Raw genomic sequence first — 22,354 nt, forward strand, 5'->3', positions numbered from 1 at the left:
TCCAGTCAGGTTAATCCAGCAGCAGGGCGCGGGCCTGACGCACGGCAGCCACCAGCGCCTCCACGTCCTGCGGGGTGTTGTAGGGGGCGAAAGAGGCGCGCAGCGTGCCGCTGACGCCCAGTTGCGCCATCAGCGGCTGGGCGCAGTGCTGGCCGGCGCGCAGCGCGATGCCCTGTTCCGCCAGCAGCGTGACCAGATCGCTGTGGTGCAGATCGGTGAAGTCGAACGCCAGCAGGCTGGAGTCCGACCGGCGGAAGCTGCGGAAGTGCGGCAGTTCCGCCAGCTGACTCTCGGCCTCACGCGCCAGTTCGCAGCTGTAGCGCTCCGCCGCCGCCATATCCTGTTCCGCCAGCCAGCCAAGGGTGGCGGAGAGGCCAATCACCCCGGCGATATTGGGGGTGCCAGCCTCAAAGCGGTGCGGCGCGGGCTGCTGGCGGTAATCCTCAAAGGTCACTTGGCTTATCATCTTGCCGCCGCCCTGCCAGGCATCCATCTCCGCCAGCAGCGCGCTTTTGCCATACAGCACGCCAAGGCCGGTCGGCCCATAGAGCTTATGGGCGGAGAAGGCGTAAAAGTCGATGTCCAGCGCCTGCACATCCGGCGGGCAGTGCACTGCGCCCTGCGCGCCATCCACCACCACTAGCGTCTGATTGGCATGGGCCAGCGCCACCGCGCGCGCCAGATCCGGGCAGCCGCCGGTAACGTTCGACATCTGCCCAAGAGCGAGCAATCGTGTGCGTGGCCGCAATAGCTCAGCTAATGCGTCCACGTCCGGGATCTGCTGCGTATTGAGCGGCAGCGGCAGCACTTTCGCGCCGGTCTGCTTGGCCAGTATCAGCCAGGGCAACAGATTGGCGTGGTGCTCCGCCTGGCTGACCAGAATCTCATCGCCCGGTTGCAGGCGCGGGCGGAAGTAGCCCTGCGCCACCAGATTCAGTGCCTCGGTGGCCCCGCGCGTCCAGACGATGTCCTGCGGCTGCGGGGCGTGGATCAGGGCCGCCACCTGGGCGCGCGCCGACTCATAGCGGGCGGTCTGCGCCAGCGCCTGCGCGTGCTGGCTGCGGTGCACTGTCACGCCGCCCTGCAGGTAGAAGGCGGTGGTGGCGTCAATCATCGCCTGAGGTTTCAGCGCCGTGGCCGCGCTGTCGAGGTAGCTGCCGGGCTGCGCCAACGCCGGGAAGTGGCGGCGGAAGCCGGCGGGATCAAAGGGGGTCATGACATTCACTCTGTTGGTTACTGGCGGCGATCCTCGCCGATTTGGCGCGCCGGCACAAGGCCGCCGCGGCACCCGGCGGTTTTCTGGCAAACCGTCGGAACTTTGTTATGCTGATTTATGACAGGTGGAAAGATTTTCCCCTGACAACATCAACGGTTTCGAGAGTATAACCCTCTACAAGGAGTTCATGATGAAGAAGATAGCGGCAGTGGTTTCTGCGGTAATGCTCACGTGTACTTTGGCTGCCTGTTCCAGCAACTATGTCATGCATACGAATGATGGTCGTACCATCGTTGCTGATGGCAAACCGAAAGTTGATGATGATACCGGGATGATCAGCTACACCGATGCCTACGGCAATCAGCAGCAGATTAACCGTTCCGATGTCAAAGAGATGGTGAAAGGGGAGTAAGCTTCCTGCCTGGCGGGGCACGGCTCCGCCACGGGCAAAAAAAAGCACCGCTAAAGGGCGGTGCTGCATAAAATCACTATTGACAGACAGGGTAAATGTACAGGAAGTGAAAAAGAGTAGCTTGCGCTACTGTGTCTGGATTGCCAGACAACTTGCAAACACAACATCACAACCACAAGCCAAAAGCCTCAGAGTATCCTCACACCCTTCAACTTTTCGTTCCGGCCCGGGAAGTGCCGCCACTATAGGTATTTGCTGGCGCATCCTCAACGGACAAATTATAATGGCTCGGATAAAAAAAACTAATAAGTAACTAAAGATTATTTTATTGCAACCGCATACTAACCAATAAGCTGTCACCATGTCCAAACGTCTACCGCCACTCAATGCCCTGCGGGTTTTTGATGCGGCCGCCCGCCACCTGAGCTTCACCAAGGCGGCAGAAGAGCTGTTCGTTACCCAGGCCGCTGTCAGCCACCAAATCAAGTCCCTGGAGGACTTCCTCGGCCTGAAGCTGTTCCGCCGGCGTAATCGCTCGCTGCTGCTGACCGAAGAGGGGCAGAGCTACTACCTTGATATCAAGGAGATCTTCACCGCGCTGAATGACGCCACGCGCAAATTGCAGGCGCGCAGTGCCAAGGGGGCGCTGACGGTCAGCCTGCCGCCCAGCTTCGCCATCCAGTGGCTGGTGCCGCGCCTCTCGGGCTTCAACTCCGCCTATCCCGGCATCGATGTGCGCATCCAGGCAGTTGACCGCGAGGAGGACAAGCTGGCGGATGACGTGGATGTCGCCATTTTCTATGGTCGCGGCAACTGGTCGGGGCTGCGCGCCGAGCGCCTCTATGCCGAGTACCTGCTGCCAGCCTGCGCGCCCACGTTGATAACCGGTGGCGAGCACCCGTTGAAAACTCCCGCTGACCTGGCCTACCACACCCTGTTGCATGACTCGTCGCGCCGTGATTGGCTGGCCTACACCCGCCAGCTTGGCTTGCAGCACATCAATGTGCAGCAGGGGCCGATCTTCAGCCACAGTGCGATGGTGGTACAGGCGGCGGTGCATGGGCAGGGGGTGGCGCTGGTGAACAATGTGATGGCGCAGATGGAGATTGAGGCGGGCCGGTTGATCTGCCCATTCAATGACGTGCTGGTAAGTAAAAACGCTTTTTATCTGGTTTGCCATGACAGTCAGGCAGAACTCGGTAAAATAGCGGCCTTCCGACAGTGGATCCTGGCGCGAGCCGCCAGTGAACAGGAAAAATTCCGTTTTCGTTATGAGCATTAAGCACGCGCCGCGCGCGGGCTTTTATCCTCTTTTATCGACAGTTTCACAGCGATGGGCCATACCATGAGCAGCCGTTTCATGTTGATTTTCGCCGCCATCAGCGGCTTTGTGTTTGTCGCGTTGGGCGCGTTTGGCGCCCATGTTTTGAGTGGGTCGCTGGGTGCCAAGGAGATGGCCTGGATCCAGACCGGCCTGAATTATCAGGGCATCCACACCTTGGCCGTGATGGCACTGGGTGTGGCGATGCAGCGCCGCACCTGCCTTTGGTTCTACTGGAGCGGTGCGTTGCTGGCGCTGGGCACGGTGCTGTTCAGCGGTAGCCTCTACTGTCTGGCGCTGTCACAGTTGCGCCTGTGGGTTTTCGTTACGCCGGTCGGGGGATTCTGTTTCCTGGCGGGCTGGGTATTGATGTTGATTGGCGCGTTGCGTCTTAAGAAAAGGGCAGAACGCCATGAATAAACTAGCGTTATATTGCCGTCCGGGCTTTGAAAAAGAGTGCGCGGCGGAGATCACCGAGAAAGCGGCCACCCTTGAGGTGTTTGGCTTCGCGCGTGTGAAAGAGAACAGCGGCTACGTGCTGTTTGAGTGCTATCAGGTTGATGACGCCGATAAGCTGGCGCGTAACCTGCCGTTCCGCGAGCTGATCTTCGCCCGCCAGATGCTGGTGGTCGGCGAGCTGCTGAAAGACCTACCGGTGGATGACCGGGTGTCGCCGATTGTCGGGATGCTGGTGGGGGTGATTGAGGGCGCGGGCGACCTGCGCGTCGAGGTGCCAGACACCAACGAAGGCAAAGAGCTGACCAAGTTCTGCCGCAAGCTGACGGTGCCGCTGCGCGCCGGGATGCGCGCGCAGAAGGTGATGGCGCAGCGCGAGAACCCGCACCGCCCGGTGGCGCACGTGTTCTTCATCGCTGCCGGTTGCTGCTACGTCGGCTACTCCTACAGCAATAACAACTCGCCGTTCTACATGGGCATCCCGCGCCTGAAGTTCCCGGCCGATGCGCCAAGCCGCTCCACCCTGAAGCTGGAGGAGGCGTTCCATGTCTTTATCCCGGCAGATGAGTGGGACGAGCGTCTGGCGAGTGGTATGCACGCGGTGGATCTGGGTGCCTGCCCCGGCGGCTGGACCTACCAACTGGTGAAGCGCAGCATGATGGTGCACGCGGTGGACAACGGCCCGATGGCCCCAAGCCTGATGGAGACCGGCCAGGTGACGCACCACAAGGCCGATGGCTTCCGCTTTGAGCCGACGCGCAGCAACATCTACTGGCTGGTGTGCGACATGGTGGAGAAGCCGGCGCGCGTGGCGCAGTTGATGTCTGACTGGCTGGTGAATGGCTGGTGCCGTGAGGCGATCTTCAACCTGAAGCTGCCGATGAAAAAGCGCTATGAAGAGGTGAGCCAGAACCTGCAACTGATCAAGGCTCGGCTGGATGAGCAGGGCATCAACTCCGAGATCCACGCCAAGCAGCTCTACCACGATCGCGAAGAGGTAACGGTGCACGTGCGCCGTATCTGGTCTGCGGTGCCGGGTCGCCGCGACGAGCGGTAATCCCTGAACGGCGCACCCTGTGCGCCGTTTTTTTAGGCTGGCAGTCTTAGCTGTTGCAGGTTGCCATGCAGCGTGACGTCCGTGCGCAGCGTCGCCACCTGCTTGCTGATGAACGCCACCTCACGGTGCTGCTCCAGCTTCTTGCGCCACTTCTCCGGCACCGCCGCCAGATTCTCATACAGCCCCTCCAACGTGCCCCCTTGCTGCAACAGGGTGACGGCAGTTTTCGGCCCGACGCCGCTGACGCCGGGGATCTTGCTGCTGCCGATGCCGGCCAGCCCCCAGAAGTCCGGCAGTTGCGCCGGTGCCACGCCAAACTCCTGCATCACGAAGGGCAAGTCGAGCCAGCGCTTTTGGAAGTAATCCCGAATCTGTACCTGCGGAGCCAGCAGTTGGCAGTAGCCCTTGTCGGTGGAGACGATGGTCACCTGGTGGCCAGCAGCGGAGACCCTGGCCGCCAGCGTGGCGGCGATGTCATCCGCCTCATGGCCCGGCGACTGCCAGCAGGCGACGCCCGCCGCCTCAAAGGCCGCCCGCAGTTGTGGCAGCTCCTGTTGTAGCGTCTCTGGCATCGGCGAGCGCCCCGCCTTGTAGGCGGGCAAGCTGCGGTGCCGCCAGCTGTCGGCGCGGTCATCCTCATCAAATACCGCCACGGCGTGGGTGGGGCTGGCGTGCTGGCGCAACTGGTGCAGGGCGTGCAGGCAGGCTTCCTGACAGGGGGAGCCTTGTACGGCATGGATGCGCCGGATCAGGTTCAGGGCATCGACAATCAAAAGGTGGATCATGGTGGGCAGACCTGGTTGAACATTTGCCCGCGGGCGGGGCCACGGGAGAGAAAAGGGGCGCCGCATGGCGGCGCCAGAGTGTGCGTCAGGCGCAGATTTCGTAGCAGGGGATGTAGGCGCTGCCGGGCAGCTTCATCCGGTGCTGGGCGACAAAGCCCTGTAACAGGCTGTCCATCTGCTTCATCAGTTGCGGATCGCCATGCAGCTTGTAGGGGCCAAAGGCCTCAATCGCATGGATGCCGAACTCCTTCACGTTGCCAGCGACAATGCCGGAGAAGGCGCGGCGCAGCGCGGCCGCCAGTGCCTCGGGCGGCTGATCAGGGAAGAGGTTGAGGGCCGCCATGTTCTCATGGGTCGGCAGGAACGGCAGTTGCAGCGCCGACTCAATGTGGATTGACCAGTTAAAGCTGTAGGCGTCGCCGCTATTGCGACGGTTCTCTTTCACCAACGGCATCGCCCGCTTCATTTGGCGCGCCACTTCCGCCGGATCGTCAATGATGATTGTGTAGTGGCGGCGCGCCGCCTCACCCAACGTATTGAAGATAAACTCATCCAGCACGCGGAAGTAGTCAGCGCTCTCCTTTGGCCCGGTGAGGATCAGCGGCAGTACCTGATCGTGGTTGACAGGATCCATCAGGATGCCCAGCAGGTAGAGCAGCTCCTCGGCGGTGCCAACGCCGCCGGGGAAGATGATGATGCCGTGGGCAAGGCGCACGAAGGCCTCCAGCCGCTTCTCAATGTCCGGCATGATGATCAGCTCATTGACCAGCGGGTTAGGCGGCTCGGCGGCAATGATCGACGGTTCGGTCATGCCGATGAAGCGGCCTGATTTATAGCGCTGCTGCGCGTGGCCGACCGCCGCGCCCTTCATCGGTGCCTCCATCGCACCTGGCCCACAGCCGGTACAGATATTGAGTTCACGCAGCCCCAGCTCGCTGCCGACGCGGCGCGCGTAGAGGTACTCCGTCTCATTGATGGAGTGGCCGCCCCAGCAGACCACCAGATTCGGGTCTTCATCCAAGTGCAGCGCCCGGGCGTTGCGCAGGATGGAGAAGACGATGTTGGTAATGTGCGCCGGGTTCTCTGGGTCGAGGTGCTGGAAGCGCCCGGCATTGGCCAGCTGCCCGTTGACGAACAGGATGTCGCGCAGCACTGCGAACAGGTTGGCCTGGAGCGAGCGGATGATCCGTCCATCGACAAACGCCTCTTCAGGCGGGTTGACCAGCTCCAGCTTCACGCCGCGCTCACGGCGCAGCACGTTGATGTCAAAGGATTGGTAGCGATCCAACAACTGTTTGCTGTTATCGGTCTGGCTGCCACTGTTGAGCACGGCCAGGGAGCAGTTACGGAAAAGGCGATAGAGGTCGCTGCTGGCGGTCCGTTTCAGCATGTCGACCTCAAGTTGGGACAACAGATCCATAGAGCCGAGCGGGCTGATATGTGTAATCAAAATTGCTCCTTACATCCTGTGTGATGCCGTTGTTATCTCTCTTGACCTTCTTAACCTTAACGGCGCTCCCGGCGTTTTACCAATGGTGGCGTGATGTTCGGCGCTTTGTTGAGCAGCACCTCCCAATTACTGCCGAACCAGACGCCCGTTGGCTGGCGCAAAGTCAAAGTTGGCGCGCCACGGGTTGATGTCCAGACCGCCGCGGCGGGTGTAGCGTGCATAGACCGCCAGCTTCTCCGGCTGGAAGAAACGCATCAGGTCATTGAAGATGCGCTCCACGCACTGCTCATGGAACTCATTGTGGTGGCGGAAGGAGACCAGATAGCGCAACAGCGCCTCGCGATCGATCTGGTTGCCGCGATAGTGGATCTGCACCGAGCCCCAGTCTGGCTGGTGGGTGATCAGGCAGTTGGATTTCAACACATGGCTGACCAGCGTCTCCTCTACCGGCGCGCCGCAGCGGGCCTGCCCAAGGAAATCGGTGCTGAACTCATAGCTGTCGATGCGGATATCCTGCTCATCAATGCACTCGCCGTGGAAGCGGCTGATGGGCTGCCCCTCCACCTCGCTAAGGCGGAACAGCTTGACCGTCACCTCACCGTCGGCGCACCGGGAGAGATCGCGTTGCAGGGTGGCCTGCACCTCTTCCCAGCTGGCAAAGTGGGTCTGGTTAAAGCTGTTGAGGTAGAGCTTGAAGCTTTTTGACTCCACCAGATTCTGGCTGCCAGCATCCAGCCGCACCTCACCGACCGCCACCTGTGGCAGGCCATTGGCGTTCAGCCAGGAGAGTTCGTAGAGCGTCCAGATGTCCGCGCCGTGGAACGGCAGGTTGTCCGGGTAAAGCCCCAGCGGTTCGCGGTTCATGCTGCGCGGCACGGCCTGGAGCAGGGCGGCGTCATAGTGATCCTGGTAGGCGGTGGGTTTCCCCAGCGTCAGTTGTTGTAGAGCCTGATGCTCCTGATAAGAAGACATGCTGTCACCTTACGTTGAGAGAGTTACAATGCCGATAGTTTACCGTACCCCCGTCCAGGAGATGAGAGAAATATGACAGAGACCGCACAGGCGCTGGCCGCCTTTACCCAGCGCTATGAGGCATTATGGCGCACTGAAACCGGTTTATCTCCTGCCAGTGAAGTACTGTTGGGTGTGCCTTCACCCTGCATCGTAAGCAGCAGCGACAGCGAGGTTTTCTGGCAGGCGCAGCCCTTTACTCCGGCGGCAACGCTGGCAGCGGTGGAGCGCGCGCTGGAGATCCGCCTGCGCGAGGAGATTCACCCCTTCTACACCAGCCAATATGCCGGTGATATGGGCGCCAATTTTGACGGACAGGCGTTGACGCTACTACAAGTATGGAGTGAAGAGGATTTTACCCGCCTGCAGGAGAACCTGATTGGCCATTTGGTGGCGCAAAAGCGCCTGAAACTCTCGCCGACGCTGTTCATTGCCACCACTGATTCAGAAATGACCATGGTGTCGCTCTGCAATATTAGTGGCAACATAGTGCTTGAACAATTTGGCACCGCCAAGCGTACGGTGCTCGCCCCGACCCTGGACGCCTTCCTGACCCAATTGGAACCGGTTCTATCGTAGCGTTTATTGCCAATTTATTTGTGAGATATCTCTTACAAAGGGTGTGAGATATTGCTTTTAATTTCGTGTGTAATTATTTGGATTGAATTTAAAAAGTTTCTCTTTTCAGTTAGTTAAGTAAGTTTGTTCTAAGCTTATTACAAGAACGTGTAACGATAAGGACTTACACTGGCTTGCGGGGAAGGGGCAAATAAGCGAATGTATTAGCACCAGAGGGAAATACTGGTGAAGCAGGGTAATCAGGATGATCCCCGTTTCAAAAAAGGAGAGCGTCCAGGATGGAGGCAGGAGGCGTCAGGATGAGGCCAGGAGACTTCAAGGATGAGGTAAGGGACACCTCCAGGAGGGAGAATGAGAGCTTGTCCACGGAGCCGACAAGTGGGTCAGGATGACTAAAGGATACGCATCGGCAGGGTGCAGGATGACGCGTCAGGATGAAAGAGGGACGGCCGCAAGGGATGGCTGGGTTAGGATAACCGCGGGAAAAGTTTTCAAGGATTGAGCAGGGAGCACACAGGTAGCGGGATCGCTGCAAAACGAACCGGGGGTACTGTTTATACAGTACCCCCTTTTTTTATGCCCGTCGCTGAACAGATTTGGTGCTATGCTCTGCCGGCCAACGGTTTGAGAAGCAAGTTGAGAGTTGATGATGAGTAAAGAGACCCAAGTCCAGCACTGTTTGCTGGAGATTGAGCAGGCAATGAAGGCAGCGGCCCTGTGGCAGGCGGCCCCGCCGGCCCCGGCAGCCTTTGAGAGCACGGAGCCTTTCAGCGTGGATACCATGGACGCAGAGCAGTGGTTGCAGTGGGTATTCCTGCCACGTATGCAGGCCCTGCTGGCGCAGCGTGCCATGTTCCCCACCCGCTTTGCCCTGACCCCCTATTTTGAGGTGGCCTTCACCCAAGCGGGCACACCGGCCCCGGCCCTGCTGGCGGCGTTGCAGCGCCTTGACGACCTGCTGAACCAAGACGCCTAAGATGCTGGAAATCCTTTACCAAGATGAACATCTGGTGGCGGTCAACAAGCCCGCCGGCTGGCTGGTGCACCGCAGCTGGCTCGATCGCCATGAGACGCAGTTTGTGATGCAGACCCTGCGCGACCAGATTGGCCAGCATGTGTTTACCGTCCATCGCCTTGACCGGCCCACCTCCGGCGTGTTGCTGATGGGGCTGTCGAGCGAGGTGGGCCGCCTGCTCTCGCAACAGTTTGAGCAGCGGCAGGTAGGCAAAACTTACCACGCGGTAGTGCGCGGTTATGTGCTGGAAGATGGCACCATTGACTATGCGCTGACCGAGGAGCTGGACAAGATCGCCGACAAGTTCAGCCAGCCGGACAAGGCCCCACAGCCGGCGGTCAGCCACTACCGTGCGCTGGCACAGGCAGAGGTGCCGCTGGCGATTGGCCGCTACCCGACTTCACGCTACAGCCTGCTGGAACTGACGCCGGAAACTGGCCGCAAGCACCAGCTGCGTCGCCACATGGCCCATTTGCGCCACCCGATTGTCGGCGACACCACTCACGGTGACCTGCGCCAGAACCGGGGCATCGCCAGCCACTTTGACTGCCCCGGCCTGATGCTGCACGCCAGCCATATGACGCTGGCGCACCCGGTGACCGGCGCGCCACTGGCGATCACCGCTCGCTGGGATGCCCGCTGGCAGCGGCTGACCCACGCCTTCGGCTGGCAGGGAAAACTGCCGGCATTGGAAAGGGTTGAGTTTCCCGACGAGTCGGGTCAGGATAACGGCTGATCTCAATCACCCAGAGGGGAGGAGTCACCATGGCTCAGGTGGGTATTTTTGTTGGGACCGTCTACGGCAATGCGTTGCTGGTGGCGGAAGATGCGGAAGCCATCCTTACCAAGCAGGGTCACCAGGTGACGCTGTTTGAGGAGGGGACGCTGGAGGCGTGGCAGTGCTACCGCTCCCACTATGCGCTGGTTGTCACCTCGACCACCGGGCAGGGCAACTTGCCGGACTCCATCGTGCCGCTGTATGAGGCGATCCGTGAGCAGCTGGGCTACCAGCCGGAGTTGCGTTACGGCATCATCGCGCTGGGCGACAGCAGCTATGACCACTTCTGCGGCGCGGGGCGCTCCTTTGACGCGCTGTTGCAGGAGCAGGGCGCGGCGCGGCTCGGTGAGCGTCTGGAGATTGACGCCATGGAGCAGCCGGAGCCGGAAGTCGTGAGCGGCCCCTGGGTGCAGCAGTGGGGCACGCTGCTCAAATAAAAAAAGAGTGGCCAGGTGCCACTCTTTTTTTACGTCTTTCTCTGCTGGCCTGTGCCCCTAGCGGCCTTTTTTGGTCAACTTCTCCAGATCGGCCTCAATCTCACTGATCTTGTTGGCGACCACAGACTCCAAATGGCGCAGGTCATCAAGGATTTTGCGTTTCAGGTCAACCTCCTCCTGATCGCGCTGGCAGATCTGGTCAAGCTCATCAACTACATAGCGTAGGTTGGGGTTGATCTCATGGATATCCCGGAAGCCCTGCGTCGTATTGTCAGCCACCACGGTTTTCCGCTGGCGTGGATATTTGAACTTCACGCTTTTGGCGAAAAACTCCCCCTTATCCTTTCTGAAGTAGATTTTGAGAATATCGTTGTTGGCCTCCTGGCGCAGGCTGTAACGATCAATGTCATCCGGGTTGGCAATCCCCAGGCCTTTCAGGTTGTCATACATAGCGGCACCTTTTGGTTATTTTCCACCCCCTATTATGGCGTGAATAGATGAACCGGGGTGTGACGCCAGACAAGGCCGCTTACAGAGAGGCAAAAAAATAGCGGGCCAGAGGCCCGCTACGTGTCTTGTCAGACAGGGATCAGTCGATGGAGCGCAGTAGCTCGTTGATGCCGACTTTGCCACGGGTTTTGGCGTCCACTTTCTTCACGATCACGGCGCAGTAGAGGCTGTAGCTGCCATCTTTGGACGGCAGGTTGCCGGAGACGACTACCGAGCCAGCCGGTACACGGCCGTAGTGCACTTCGCCGGTTTCGCGGTCATAGATCTTGGTGCTCTGGCCGATGTAGACGCCCATGGAGATCACGGAACCCTCTTCCACGATCACACCCTCGACCACTTCAGAGCGCGCGCCGATGAAGCAGTTGTCTTCGATGATGGTCGGGTTGGCCTGCAGCGGCTCCAGTACGCCACCGATGCCGACGCCGCCGGAGAGGTGAACGTTTTTGCCGATCTGTGCACAGGAGCCAACGGTGGCCCAGGTGTCAACCATGGTGCCTTCATCGACATAGGCGCCGATGTTGACGTAGGAGGGCATCAGCACGGTGTTGCGGGCGATGAACGCACCCTGACGCACGGCGGCAGGCGGCACCACACGGAAGCCCTCTTTCTGGAAGCGCGCTTCGTCGTAGCCGGCGAATTTCATCGGCACTTTGTCGTAGTAACGGGTTTCCGCGCCATCGATAACCTGGTTGTCGTTGATGCGGAAGGAGAGCAGCACGGCCTTTTTCAGCCACTGATGCGTTACCCACTGGCCATCGACCTTCTCGGCGACGCGCAGCGCGCCGCTGTCCAGCAGACCGATAACCTGGTTAATCGCTTCGCGCGTTACGGTGTCTACGTTCGCCGGGGTGATCTCTGCGCGGCGCTCGAAGGCGTTTTCAATAACGGTTTGTAATTGCTGCATCCTGATGTCTGTCCTGATTTGTCATTTAGAGAAAAACTACTTTTATCACACTTTATCGTTTGGATTGAGTGCTTCTGTCAATCGTTGTTCCAGCTTTCGCCGCGTCTCGCGGTTCAGCGCGCGCCGATCACTATCCGCCAGGATAAAGAGATCCTCCACCCGCTCGCCGATGGTGGTGATGCGCGCGCCATGCAGCGACAGCCCCAGATCGGAGAAGACCTCGCCCACCCGCGCCAGCAGGCCGGGCTGGTCGAGGGCCACCAGCTCCAAATAACTGCGGCGATCGGTGTGGGTCGGCAGGAAGTTGACGTTGGTCGGCACGCTGAAGTGACGCAGCTTCGAGGAGGGGCGGCGCGCGCGCGGCGGCTGGTACTCCTGAGTGATGGCCTGCGCCAGCGCCTGACGGATCGCCTCGTGGCGATCCGCCGCCAGCGGGCTGCCGTCCGGCTCCAGCACAATGAAGGTGTCCATCGCCATGCCGTCGCGGTTGGTGAATATCTGCGCGTCATGGATGCTAAGGTTGCGGCGATCCAGCTCGCCGGCCACCGTGGCGAACAGGTAGGGGCGGTCGGGCGCCCAGATGAAGATTTCTGTGCCGCCGCGCGTGGCCTGACGGCTCACCAACACCAGCGGCTGGCTGGCGTCGTGATCCAGCAGGTGGCGGGCGTGCCACGCCAGCTGGTTGGGCGAGTGGCGCAGGAAGTAGTCGGCGCGGCATCGGCTCCAGAGATGGTGCAGCGCCTCCTCATCAATGTTGTCCATGCGCAGCAGCGCCAGCGCTTGTAGGCGGTGGTGGCGCACCCGCTCGCGCAGGTCAGGGCTGTTCTGCATCCCGCGGCGCAGCTGCTTCTCGGTGGCGAAGTAGAGTTCGCGCAACAGGCTCTGTTTCCAGCTGTTCCAGAGGGTCTCATTGGTGGCGCAGATGTCGGCCACGGTCAGGCTAATGAGATAGCGTAGCCGGGTTTCACTCTGCACCTCAGCGGAGAATTGCTGGATCACCGTCGGGTCCTGGATGTCGCGCCGCTGGGCGGTCACGGACATCAGCAGGTGGCAGCGCACCAGCCAGGCCACCAGCTGGCTCTCCCGCGAGTTGAGGCCATGCAGGCTGGCAAACTCCAGCACATCTTGTGCACCGAGGATCGAGTGGTCGCCGCCGCGCCCCTTGGCGATGTCATGGAACAGCGCCGCCACCAGCAGCAGCTCCGGGTGCGGCAGGCGCGGGTAGATCTCGACGCACAGCGGATGGCGCGGGCGCGTCTCCTCATCGGCGAAACTCTCCAGCTTTTGCAGCACCCGGATGGTGTGCTCATCCACCGTGTAGGCATGGAACAGGTCAAACTGCATCTGGCCGACGATGTTGCTCCACTGCGGCATATAGGCCAGTAGCACACTGTGGCGGTGCATGGGCACCAACGCCCGCGACACCGCGCCGGGGTGGCGCAGGATCGCCATGAACAGGTCGCGCGCCGCCGGGATGGTGCAGAGCGGCGCGGCGAGGTGGCGGCGGGCGTGGCGTAACTGGCGCAGCGTGGTGGAGTAAATGCCCTCGATGTCGCGGTTGCGCACCATCAGGTAGAACATGCGCACGATGGCTTCAGGCTTGCGCTCAAACAGCGTCTCGTCGCGCAGGTCAATCAGATTGCCGCGCAGCTGGAACTCCTCATCCAGCGGGCGCGGCTTCTCATGAGCGCCGATGGCAAGGATCGCCTCATCAAACAGTTGCAGCAGCATGTGGTTCAGCTCGCCAACGCGGCGGGTCACGCGGTAGAAATCCTTCATCATCCGCTCCACCGGCTCATTGCCCTCGCCCTGATACTGCAACAGCTGGGCGACGTTGAGCTGGCGGTCAAACAGCAGCCGGTTGTCGTAGCGCGGCAGCACCAGATGCAGGGCAAAGCGGATGCGCCAGAGGAAACTCTGGCACTCATTCAGCTCGTTGCGCTCCGCCTTGGTGAGGAAGCCGAAGCCCACCATCTCATCCAGCGAGGTGGCACCAAAGTGGCGGCGCGCCACCCACAGCAGGGTGTGGATGTCACGCAGGCCGCCGGGGCTGCTTTTGATGTCCGGCTCCAGGTTGTAGCTGGTGCCGTGGTAGCGCAGGTGGCGATCGTGCTGCTCCTGGATTTTGGCCTGGAAGAAGTCCGGCGACGGCCAGAAGCCCTCGCTGAAGATGTGCTTCTGCATCGAGAGGAACAACGCCACGTCGCCGCAGATCATGCGTGACTCAATCAGGTTGGTGGCGACCGTCAGATCTGCCAGCCCCTCCAACAGGCACTCCTCGAGCGTACGCACGCTGTGGCCCACCTCCAGCTTCAGATCCCACAGCAGGGTGATCAGTTCACCGCCGCGCTGCGCCTGCTCGTCACTCAGGCGTTTCTGGCTCAGGATCAGCACGTCGATGTCTGAGAGCGGGTGCAGCTCACCACGGCCATAGCCACCCACCGCCACCAGCGCAGTCTCTGGGATCTGCTCAAAGCCGTAGAAGCGCCACAGCCGGCGCAGCAGGCGATCGATGTAGCGGCTGCGCGCCGCCACCAGCATCTCGGCGCTGCCGCCAGCGTTGAAGGCGTCGGCCAGCCACTGCTGGAAAGTCTCCAGCTGCTGCTTCAGGATGGCACGGGTCAGTTGCTCATCCTGGAGCGTACTGGGGGAGGGCGGCTGCTCAGGCAGCAGATGCTCAGGCACCACCGGGATTTCTTGTTCGAGGAAAGTAGACATAAGCGCCGCCCATTAAAAAGCCGGCGTGCGCCGGCTTGTTCTTTTTTACTGTTCGTGCGTAATCACCGCAGGCAAGGTGTCATCCTTGCGCAGGGTCATTATTTCACAGCCGTTCTCTGTCACCACAATAGTATGCTCATACTGGGCCGACAAGCTGCGATCCTTGGTTTTTACCGTCCAGCCATCTTTCATGGTGCGGATGCGGTAGTCACCGGCGTTGACCATCGGTTCGATGGTGAAGGCCATGCCCGGTTGCAGCACCACGCCGCCGTCATCGGTGTCATAGTGCAGCACCTGCGGCTCCTCGTGGAAGCCCTCGCCGATGCCGTGGCCGCAGTACTCGCGTACCACGGAGAAGTTCTCCGCTTCGACGAACTGCTGGATCGCCTTGCCAAGGGTACGCAGGCGGATGCCGGGGCGCACCATCTTAATCGCCAGGTAGAGGCTCTCTTGGGTGATGCGGCAGAGACGCTCGCCAAGGATGGTGGGCTTGCCGACGATGAACATCTTGGAGGTGTCACCGTGGAAGCCATCTTTGATCACTGTGACGTCGATGTTGACGATGTCGCCATCCTTCAGCACCTTGTCATCGCTCGGGATGCCGTGGCACACCACCTCATTAATAGAGATGCAGACCGACTTCGGGAAGCCGTGGTAGTTCAGGCAGGCAGAGACCGCCTGCTGCTGTTCGGTGATGTGCGCGTGGCAGATACGGTCCAGCTCGCCGGTGGTCACACCCGGTTTGACGTGTGGCTCGATGATCTCCAGCACTTCCGCAGCCAGGCGGCCGGCAACGCGCATTTTCTGAATGTCTTCAGCAGTTTTGATTGAAATTGCCATGAATGTTTCCGCAGGTATTCGGGGGCGCTGCCCGTTGGGGCGCAGCAAAGAGTCAATAGGGCAATATGGTATCAGCCCGGTTGTGGGCTGCCAAACGCTGATTTTCCGTCGCGCCGTGGTGCAACAACTATTGGAGTCTGGGGCGGGATTGTGGTATAAAGCGCGCCGGCGAACCGCATCTGCGTCGTAATTAATGACCGGACGGTATCGGCCAACTAAACTCATATGTGTATAACACACACGTATCGGCACATGCGCCGGGGTGCTCCGCGAAGTTCGCTTCAACGGGTCGGCGTTATGGGATACGTGGAGGCATAACCCCAACATCTACTATAGAGGTTTTATCATGGCAACTGTTTCCATGCGCGACATGCTCAAGGCTGGTGTTCACTTCGGTCACCAGACCCGTTACTGGAACCCGAAAATGAAGCCGTTCATCTTCGGTGCACGTAACAAGGTTCACATCATCAACCTTGAGAAGACCGTACCGATGTTCAACGAAGCTCTGGCTGAGCTGACCAAGATCTCTTCCCGTAAAGGTAAGATCCTGTTCGTTGGTACCAAGCGCGCTGCAAGCGAAGCGGTAAAAGAGTCAGCTAACAGCTGCGACCAGTTCTTCGTGAACCATCGCTGGTTGGGCGGCATGCTGACCAACTGGAAAACCGTTCGTCAGTCCATCAAGCGTCTGAAAGATCTGGAAACCCAGTCCCAAGACGGTACCTTCGACAAGCTGACCAAGAAAGAAGCTCTGATGCGTACCCGTGAGCTGGAAAAACTGGAAAACAGCCTGGGCGGTATCAAAGACATGGGCGGCCTGCCGGACGCACTGTTCGTTATCGATGCTGACCACGAGCACATCGCGATCAAAGAAGCTAACAACCTGGGTATCCCGGTATTCTCCATCGTTGATACCAACTCCGATCCGGATGGCGTTGACTTCATTATCCCGGGTAACGACGACGCAATCCGTGCAGTAAGCCTGTACCTGAGCGCTGTTGCTGCCGCTGTTCGTGAAGGCCGTTCGCAAGATCTGGCTGTTCAGGCAGAAGACAGCTTCGTAGAAGCTGAATAATAAGGCACGCTCTTACTGAGCCCTTATTAACCAGGTATTGAATATGGTTGGTTAGGGGGCCTTTTATAGGCCCCCTTTGCTTATCTTAAATGCGAGAACCGTCTCTGTGAGAGCCTCTCGCTCCCCCACGAGATAACCGAGGAAAATAGAATGGCTGAAATTACCGCATCCCTGGTAAAAGAGCTGCGCGAGCGTACCGGCGCAGGCATGATGGATTGCAAGAAAGCGCTGGTTGAAGCAGGCGGCGACATCGAGCTGGCAATCGAAAACATGCGTAAATCTGGTGCGATCAAAGCAGCGAAGAAAGCAGGCAACGTGGCTGCTGACGGCGTGATCATCACCAAGATCGACGGTACTTACGGCATCATTCTGGAAGTTAACTGCCAGACTGACTTCGTGGCAAAAGACAGCGGCTTCCAGGCTTTTGCTAACAAAGTGCTGGACGCGGCGATGGCAGGCAAGATCACTGACGTTGAAGTTCTGAAAGCGCAGTTCGAAGAAGAGCGCGTGGCACTGGTTGCGAAAATCGGTGAGAACATCAACATCCGTCGCGTATCTTCCCTGGAAGGCGAAGTACTGGGTTCTTACCAGCACGGCGCGCGTATCGGTGTTCTGGTTGCGGCTAAAAACGCAAGCGAAGAGCTGGTTAAGCAGCTGGCGATGCACATCGCAGCAAGCAAGCCGGAATTCGTGAAGCCGGAAGACGTCTCTGCTGAAGTAGTAGAGAAAGAGTACCAGGTTCAGCTGGACATCGCGATGCAGTCTGGCAAGCCGAAAGAGATCGCAGAGAAAATGGTTGAAGGCCGCATGAAGAAATTCACCGGCGAAGTTTCCCTGACTGGCCAGCCTTTCGTCATGGACCCGAGCAAATCTGTTGCTCAGCTGCTGAAAGAGCAGAACGCTGACGTCACTGACTTCATCCGCTTCGAAGTGGGCGAAGGCATTGAGAAAGTTGAGACTGACTTTGCTGCTGAAGTTGCAGCAATGAGCAAACAGTCTTAATGACTTACGGAGCCGCCATCAGGCGGTTCCGTTTTATCCAGCCAGATTTATCCCAATGACATCCTGCCTTGTAGCGCCTGCAACAAAGTTGTGATGTGATACACAAAAAACCCCACTACTCTCACTGCTTCTTAGGACAGAACACCATGGCAACCAATGCAAAACCCGTATATCAGCGAATCCTGCTTAAGCTGAGTGGCGAAGCCCTACAAGGCGCAGAAGGTTTTGGTATCGACGCTAGCGTTTTGGATCGTATGGCACAGGAAGTAAAGGAATTGGTCGAGCTGGGTATCCAGGTCGGTGTGGTCATTGGCGGGGGTAACTTATTCCGTGGTGCAGGTCTGGCGCAAGCTGGCATGAACCGCGTAGTGGGCGATCACATGGGAATGCTGGCCACCGTCATGAACGGCCTGGCGATGCGTGATGCGCTGCACCGTGCCTATGTGAATGCCCGCCTGATGTCTGCCATTCCGCTGAATGGCGTGTGCGACAACTACAGTTGGGCAGAGGCAATCAGCCTGCTGCGCAACAATCGCGTGGTGATCTTCTCCGCCGGCACGGGCAACCCCTTCTTCACCACTGACTCCGCTGCCTGCCTGCGCGGCATCGAGATCGAGGCTGACGTGGTGCTGAAAGCCACCAAGGTGGACGGCGTTTACTCAGCGGACCCAGTGAAGAACCCGGATGCCACCCTGTACGATCAGCTCTCCTACGCCGATGTGCTGGAGCGCGAACTGAAGGTGATGGATCTCGCCGCCTTTACCCTGGCGCGCGACCACAACCTGCCGATCCGCGTGTTCAACATGAACAAGCCGGGCGCACTGCGCCGGGTGGTGATGGGTGAGAAAGAAGGCACGCTGATCTGCAAATAACGGTCTGCCGTTAAGTTTGCTATCATGGGGGCCATCCGGGCCGGTCACCGACCTGGCCCCCATGCTATCTTTGGCCAGCTCTGCTGGTTTAAGTATTTACGGGCTATACTAGACGTAGAGTCTGCCAAGTAACCAGTTTTCAAGGGTTCGCAACGTGATTAACGAAATCAAAAAAGATGCTGAAACGCGCATGGAAAAATGCGTCGACGCGTTTAAAAACCACATCAGCAAAATCCGTACAGGCCGTGCATCCCCAAGCCTCCTGGATGGTATCCAGGTGGAGTATTACGGCTCCGCAACACCGCTGCGCCAGCTGGCGAACGTGGTGGCGGAAGATGCGCGCACCCTGGCAATCACTGTCTTCGACCGCACCCTGGGTCCGGCCGTGGAAAAAGCGATCATGGCGTCTGACCTGGGCCTGAACCCCTCTTCAGCCGGCACCGTGATCCGCGTTCCGCTGCCACCGCTGACCGAAGAGCGTCGCCGCGACCTGATCAAGGTAGTTCGTGGTGAAGCAGAGCAGGGCCGTGTCTCGGTTCGCAACGTTCGTCGCGATGCCAACGACAAAGTCAAAGCGCTGCTGAAAGACAAAGAGATCAGCGAAGATGAAGAGCGTCGCTCCCAGGACGACGTCCAGAAGATGACCGACGTCTTCATCAAGAAAATCGATGCCGCCCTGGCAGAGAAAGAAGCGGAATTAATGGAGTTTTAATTTTCGCGTGAAATAAAGCGTCGCCTTGGCGGCGCTTTATTATTTTATACGGTGATATTTCTGTTTTACCGCTGAAATCCCATAGACATCTGACGTCTCAGGTTTCAGACTGGACGCCTTCTAATCATAATAAACAGTTATTCAGAGCACCCTCATGAAGCAACTGACCATTCTGGGTTCCACCGGCTCTATTGGCCTTAGCACCCTGGCCGTGATTCGCGCCAACCCCCAGCAATTTGCAGTGAAGGCCCTGGTGGCCGGATACAATGTTGATGTCATGGCGCAACAGTGCGCCGAGTTCCATCCTGACTACGCGGCAATGGCCGATGAACAGGCCGCCCATGACCTGCGGCGGCGGCTGGCAGAGCTGAACCTCAAGACCGAAGTACTGGCAGGGGAGGGCGCAGCCTGCGAACTGGCGGCGCTGGATGGCGTCGACCAGGTGATGGCTGCCATTGTCGGTGCCGCTGGCCTGCTGCCAACGCTGGCTGCCATCCGGGCTGGCAAGCAGGTGCTGCTGGCCAACAAAGAGTCGCTGGTGACCTGCGGGCGTATCTTTATGGATGCGGTCGCCCAAAGCGGCGCGCAACTGCTGCCTATCGACAGCGAGCACAACGCCATCTTCCAGAGCCTGCCGGAGGCAATCCAGACCCGCCTAGGCTATGCCTCGCTGGAGGAGCACGGCGTCTCGCGCATCATCCTGACCGGCTCCGGCGGCCCGTTCCGTGAAACCGCGCTCACTGAGCTGCCAATGATGACACCGGCCCAAGCCTGCGCCCATCCCAACTGGTCGATGGGGCGCAAAATCTCCGTGGACTCCGCCACCATGATGAACAAGGGGCTGGAGTACATTGAGGCACGCTGGCTGTTCAACGCCTCTGCCGAGCAGATGGAGGTGATCCTGCATCCGCAATCGGTGATCCACTCCATGGTGCGCTACCGTGATGGCAGCGTGCTGGCACAGCTTGGCTCGCCAGACATGCGTACCCCTATCGCCCACGCGATGGCCTACCCACAGCGGGTGGGGGCGGGCGTCGAGCCGCTGGACTTCTGCCGCATTGGCGCGCTGACCTTCATGGAGCCTGATTACCAGCGCTATCCGTGCTTGCAACTGGCGATTGAAGCCTGCAATGCCGGCCAGGCGGCCACCACGGCGCTGAATGCGGCCAATGAGGTGGCAGTCGCGGCATTTTTGAATAATGCGATCCGCTTCACCGACATCGCCGCGGTAAACCGTCGCGTCCTTGATACACTGGCGCTGTCAGAACCGCACGCCGTAGAGGACGTGCTGGCGATTGACCGCCAGGCACGCGACGCCGCGTTAAGCGTGGTCGGCACCGGTTGCCGTTGAGCTATCTGCTTGCAATGCGGGCCGTTTGTCGATGATAGGTGAAAATGATATAGTCAGCGCCACCCGGCACTCTGTTATGAATATCAGTAAAATGCATGTACAGCGGTACGATGCCGTTGGCAGGCCGGGGGCAGTTTAGGGTAAGCCGTGCCTGGTTCACGGCTTTTTTGCGCACACAGGGCCTTATGTTCCGGTAGCACTGTTGTATTTCTGATTGAGGAAATAAGTACGCGTTATGTCGTCCGCAAATCAACACGGGGCTGACCTGCCCATCCCGGGACCACGCCACGTTGCCATTATCATGGATGGCAATGGCCGTTGGGCTAAACGTCAGGGAAAGTTACGCATCTTTGGTCATAAAGCAGGGGTGAAATCGGTACGCCGGGCAGTAAGCTTTGCGGCCAACCATCATCTCGATGCACTCACGCTTTATGCCTTTAGCAGTGAAAACTGGAATCGCCCCGCACAGGAAGTCTCTGCCTTGATGGAGTTGTTCATCAGGGCGTTGGACAGCGAAGTCAAAAGTCTGCATAAACATAACGTCCGCTTACGGATTATCGGCGATACCAGCCGTTTCAGTCCCCGTTTGCAGGAGCGTATCCGCCGTTCAGAAGCGTTGACCGCTGAAAATGATGGCCTGACGCTGAACATCGCCGCGAATTATGGCGGCCGGTGGGATATTATTCAGGGAGTGAAAACGCTTGCGCGGCAGGTACAGGCCGGCGAGCTGCACCCGGAGCAGATTACAGAGGAAGCCCTGGGCGACCTGGTTTGTCTGCATGAATTGGCCCCCGTGGATCTGGTTATCCGTACGGGCGGGGAACACCGGATCAGTAACTTTTTGCTGTGGCAGATTGCCTACGCGGAACTTTACTTTACCGATATCCTCTGGCCTGACTTTGATGAACATGTCTTTGAAGGTGCGCTGAATGCATTTGCACATCGCGAGCGCCGCTTCGGGGGAACAACACCTATCGGCGCTGATGCGTCCTAGGGGGAACTTTTGCTGAAGTATCGCCTCATCACCGCGTTTATTTTGATCCCCATTGTCATTGCCGCGCTCTTTCTGCTTCCGCCGGTGGGGTTCGCCATTGTCACTCTGATCGTTTGCATGCTTGCTGCCTGGGAGTGGGGCCAGCTGGCTGGCTTCGCTTCGCGTAACCAGCGGGTCTGGTTGGCCATTTTGTGCGGCTTCCTGCTGGCGCTGATGATGCTGACCCTCCCTGCTTACCGCCAGTCGTTGCACGTGCCGCAGGTCAGCCTGTCGCTTTGGGCGTCGCTGGTCTGGTGGGGCGTGGCACTGCTGCTGGTGCTGTTCTACCCGCGCTCGGCGGGGCTGTGGCGCAAGTCAAAGCCGCTGCGCCTGCTGTTTGGGCTGCTGACCATCGTCCCTTTCTTCTGGGGCATGGTGGCGCTGCGCCAGTATGGCTACGAGGAGAACCACGCGAACGGCGCATGGTGGCTGCTGTATGTCATGCTGCTGGTGTGGGGGGCAGACTCTGGTGCCTATGTATTCGGCAAGCTGTTTGGCAAGCATAAGCTGGCCCCTAGGGTCTCGCCGGGCAAAACCTGGCAGGGCCTGATTGGCGGGCTGGTGACCTCGGCGGTGATTGCCTGGCTGTTCGGGCGTTTCGCCCCGCTCAGCATCCAGCCGATGATGCTGCTGGTCTGCTCCATCGTCGCCGCGCTGGCCTCGGTGCTAGGCGACCTGACAGAGAGCATGTTCAAGCGTGAGGCCGGTATCAAGGACAGCGGCAACCTTATCCCTGGTCATGGCGGTATCCTTGACCGTATCGACAGCCTGACGGCGGCAGTGCCGGTCTTTGCCTGCCTGATGCTGTTGGTGTTTTGAACGG

Annotated in this window: 23 protein-coding genes; 15 read left to right on the forward strand and 8 right to left on the reverse strand. The window is 59.3% G+C overall.

Features of this window, described 5'->3' with window-relative positions; all coding sequences use genetic code 11:
* Window positions 1-10 precede the first annotated feature (10 nt).
* Window positions 11-1,216: a cysteine desulfurase CsdA gene (gene csdA / locus ACK3SD_RS03490; protein WP_481126783.1), complete on the reverse strand. Its 1,206-nt coding sequence runs from the start codon at window positions 1,214-1,216 to the stop codon at window positions 11-13.
* 190 nt (window positions 1,217-1,406) lie between these two features.
* Here csdA and ACK3SD_RS03495 point away from each other — a divergent pair, with 190 nt between their 5' ends.
* From ACK3SD_RS03495 to rlmM, 4 genes are all read left to right on the forward strand, one after another.
* Window positions 1,407-1,628, forward strand: a complete 222-nt coding sequence (locus tag ACK3SD_RS03495; RefSeq protein ID WP_137764887.1) for a YgdI/YgdR family lipoprotein — start codon at window positions 1,407-1,409, stop codon at window positions 1,626-1,628.
* Window positions 1,629-1,989: 361 nt separating this feature from the next.
* Window positions 1,990-2,910 carry a transcriptional regulator GcvA gene (locus ACK3SD_RS03500; protein WP_481126784.1) on the forward strand — a complete coding sequence of 307 codons (921 nt, stop codon included), beginning with the start codon at window positions 1,990-1,992 and terminating at the stop codon, window positions 2,908-2,910.
* A 63-nt stretch (window positions 2,911-2,973) separates the two neighbouring features.
* A complete protein-coding gene (locus ACK3SD_RS03505; RefSeq protein WP_137762279.1) occupies window positions 2,974-3,369 on the forward strand; it encodes a DUF423 domain-containing protein in 396 nt (131 codons plus the stop codon).
* Window positions 3,362-4,462 (forward strand): 23S rRNA (cytidine(2498)-2'-O)-methyltransferase RlmM, encoded by a 1,101-nt coding sequence (gene rlmM / locus ACK3SD_RS03510; RefSeq protein WP_481126785.1) that lies wholly within the window; start codon window positions 3,362-3,364, stop codon window positions 4,460-4,462. Before ACK3SD_RS03505 ends, rlmM begins: the two co-directional genes overlap by 8 nt.
* Before the next feature lie 32 nt (window positions 4,463-4,494).
* On the opposite strand, the gene xni is transcribed toward rlmM, so the two are convergent.
* From xni to queF, 3 genes are all read right to left on the reverse strand, one after another.
* Window positions 4,495-5,247: a flap endonuclease Xni gene (gene xni / locus ACK3SD_RS03515; RefSeq protein WP_481126786.1), complete on the reverse strand. Its 753-nt coding sequence runs from the start codon at window positions 5,245-5,247 to the stop codon at window positions 4,495-4,497.
* A gap of 85 nt (window positions 5,248-5,332) precedes the next feature.
* The gene (gene ppnN, locus ACK3SD_RS03520) at window positions 5,333-6,697 is read right to left on the reverse strand and encodes a nucleotide 5'-monophosphate nucleosidase PpnN (RefSeq protein WP_481126787.1); all 1,365 of its coding nucleotides are present in this window, start codon (window positions 6,695-6,697) and stop codon (window positions 5,333-5,335) included.
* A gap of 126 nt (window positions 6,698-6,823) precedes the next feature.
* Complete coding sequence (gene queF / locus ACK3SD_RS03525; protein ID WP_481126788.1) at window positions 6,824-7,669, reverse strand: NADPH-dependent 7-cyano-7-deazaguanine reductase QueF; 846 nt, start codon at window positions 7,667-7,669, stop codon at window positions 6,824-6,826.
* Between the two features lie 72 nt (window positions 7,670-7,741).
* Here queF and syd point away from each other — a divergent pair, with 72 nt between their 5' ends.
* The 4 genes from syd to ACK3SD_RS03545 all read left to right on the forward strand — a co-directional run bounded on the left by syd (window position 7,742) and on the right by ACK3SD_RS03545 (window position 10,517).
* The gene (gene syd / locus ACK3SD_RS03530) at window positions 7,742-8,287 is read left to right on the forward strand and encodes a SecY-interacting protein (protein WP_481126789.1); all 546 of its coding nucleotides are present in this window, start codon (window positions 7,742-7,744) and stop codon (window positions 8,285-8,287) included.
* Window positions 8,288-8,936: 649 nt separating this feature from the next.
* Window positions 8,937-9,263, forward strand: a complete 327-nt coding sequence (locus tag ACK3SD_RS03535; RefSeq protein ID WP_481126790.1) for a YqcC family protein — start codon at window positions 8,937-8,939, stop codon at window positions 9,261-9,263.
* A 1-nt stretch (window position 9,264) separates the two neighbouring features.
* Entirely contained in the window at window positions 9,265-10,038 is a 774-nt protein-coding gene (gene truC, locus ACK3SD_RS03540; protein ID WP_481126791.1) for a tRNA pseudouridine(65) synthase TruC, read from the forward strand.
* Window positions 10,039-10,067: 29 nt separating this feature from the next.
* Window positions 10,068-10,517, forward strand: a complete 450-nt coding sequence (locus tag ACK3SD_RS03545; protein ID WP_137762286.1) for a flavodoxin — start codon at window positions 10,068-10,070, stop codon at window positions 10,515-10,517.
* A gap of 57 nt (window positions 10,518-10,574) precedes the next feature.
* On the opposite strand, the gene ACK3SD_RS03550 is transcribed toward ACK3SD_RS03545, so the two are convergent.
* The 4 genes from ACK3SD_RS03550 to map form a co-directional block, all read right to left on the reverse strand.
* Window positions 10,575-10,967, reverse strand: a complete 393-nt coding sequence (locus ACK3SD_RS03550) for a DUF3461 family protein (protein WP_481126792.1) — start codon at window positions 10,965-10,967, stop codon at window positions 10,575-10,577.
* A 139-nt stretch (window positions 10,968-11,106) separates the two neighbouring features.
* The gene (dapD, locus tag ACK3SD_RS03555; RefSeq protein ID WP_137762288.1) at window positions 11,107-11,931 is read right to left on the reverse strand and encodes a 2,3,4,5-tetrahydropyridine-2,6-dicarboxylate N-succinyltransferase; all 825 of its coding nucleotides are present in this window, start codon (window positions 11,929-11,931) and stop codon (window positions 11,107-11,109) included.
* Between the two features lie 45 nt (window positions 11,932-11,976).
* On the reverse strand, window positions 11,977-14,649 hold the full coding sequence (gene glnD, locus ACK3SD_RS03560; protein WP_481126793.1) for a bifunctional uridylyltransferase/uridylyl-removing protein GlnD: 2,673 nt from the start codon (window positions 14,647-14,649) through the stop codon (window positions 11,977-11,979).
* Window positions 14,650-14,694: 45 nt separating this feature from the next.
* Window positions 14,695-15,489, reverse strand: a complete 795-nt coding sequence (gene map / locus ACK3SD_RS03565) for a type I methionyl aminopeptidase (protein WP_137762290.1) — start codon at window positions 15,487-15,489, stop codon at window positions 14,695-14,697.
* Between the two features lie 346 nt (window positions 15,490-15,835).
* Between map and rpsB the strand changes: the two genes are divergently transcribed.
* The 7 genes from rpsB (at window position 15,836) to cdsA (ending at window position 22,350) form a co-directional block, all read left to right on the forward strand.
* Complete coding sequence (gene rpsB / locus ACK3SD_RS03570) at window positions 15,836-16,561, forward strand: 30S ribosomal protein S2 (RefSeq protein WP_137762291.1); 726 nt, start codon at window positions 15,836-15,838, stop codon at window positions 16,559-16,561.
* Between the two features lie 150 nt (window positions 16,562-16,711).
* Window positions 16,712-17,563 carry a translation elongation factor Ts gene (gene tsf / locus ACK3SD_RS03575; protein ID WP_481126794.1) on the forward strand — a complete coding sequence of 284 codons (852 nt, stop codon included), beginning with the start codon at window positions 16,712-16,714 and terminating at the stop codon, window positions 17,561-17,563.
* Between the two features lie 146 nt (window positions 17,564-17,709).
* Window positions 17,710-18,435, forward strand: coding sequence for a UMP kinase (gene pyrH, locus ACK3SD_RS03580; RefSeq protein ID WP_137762293.1), 726 nt, complete (start codon window positions 17,710-17,712; stop codon window positions 18,433-18,435).
* Window positions 18,436-18,589: 154 nt separating this feature from the next.
* Entirely contained in the window at window positions 18,590-19,147 is a 558-nt protein-coding gene (gene frr / locus ACK3SD_RS03585) for a ribosome recycling factor (RefSeq protein ID WP_137762294.1), read from the forward strand.
* Between the two features lie 154 nt (window positions 19,148-19,301).
* Window positions 19,302-20,498, forward strand: coding sequence for a 1-deoxy-D-xylulose-5-phosphate reductoisomerase (gene ispC, locus ACK3SD_RS03590; RefSeq protein WP_481126795.1), 1,197 nt, complete (start codon window positions 19,302-19,304; stop codon window positions 20,496-20,498).
* 235 nt (window positions 20,499-20,733) lie between these two features.
* Entirely contained in the window at window positions 20,734-21,492 is a 759-nt protein-coding gene (ispU, locus tag ACK3SD_RS03595; protein ID WP_137762296.1) for a (2E,6E)-farnesyl-diphosphate-specific ditrans,polycis-undecaprenyl-diphosphate synthase, read from the forward strand.
* A 9-nt stretch (window positions 21,493-21,501) separates the two neighbouring features.
* A complete protein-coding gene (gene cdsA, locus ACK3SD_RS03600) occupies window positions 21,502-22,350 on the forward strand; it encodes a phosphatidate cytidylyltransferase (protein WP_481126796.1) in 849 nt (282 codons plus the stop codon).
* Window positions 22,351-22,354 lie beyond the last annotated feature (4 nt).

This window comes from Chimaeribacter sp. YP20170169 (assembly GCF_056739715.1).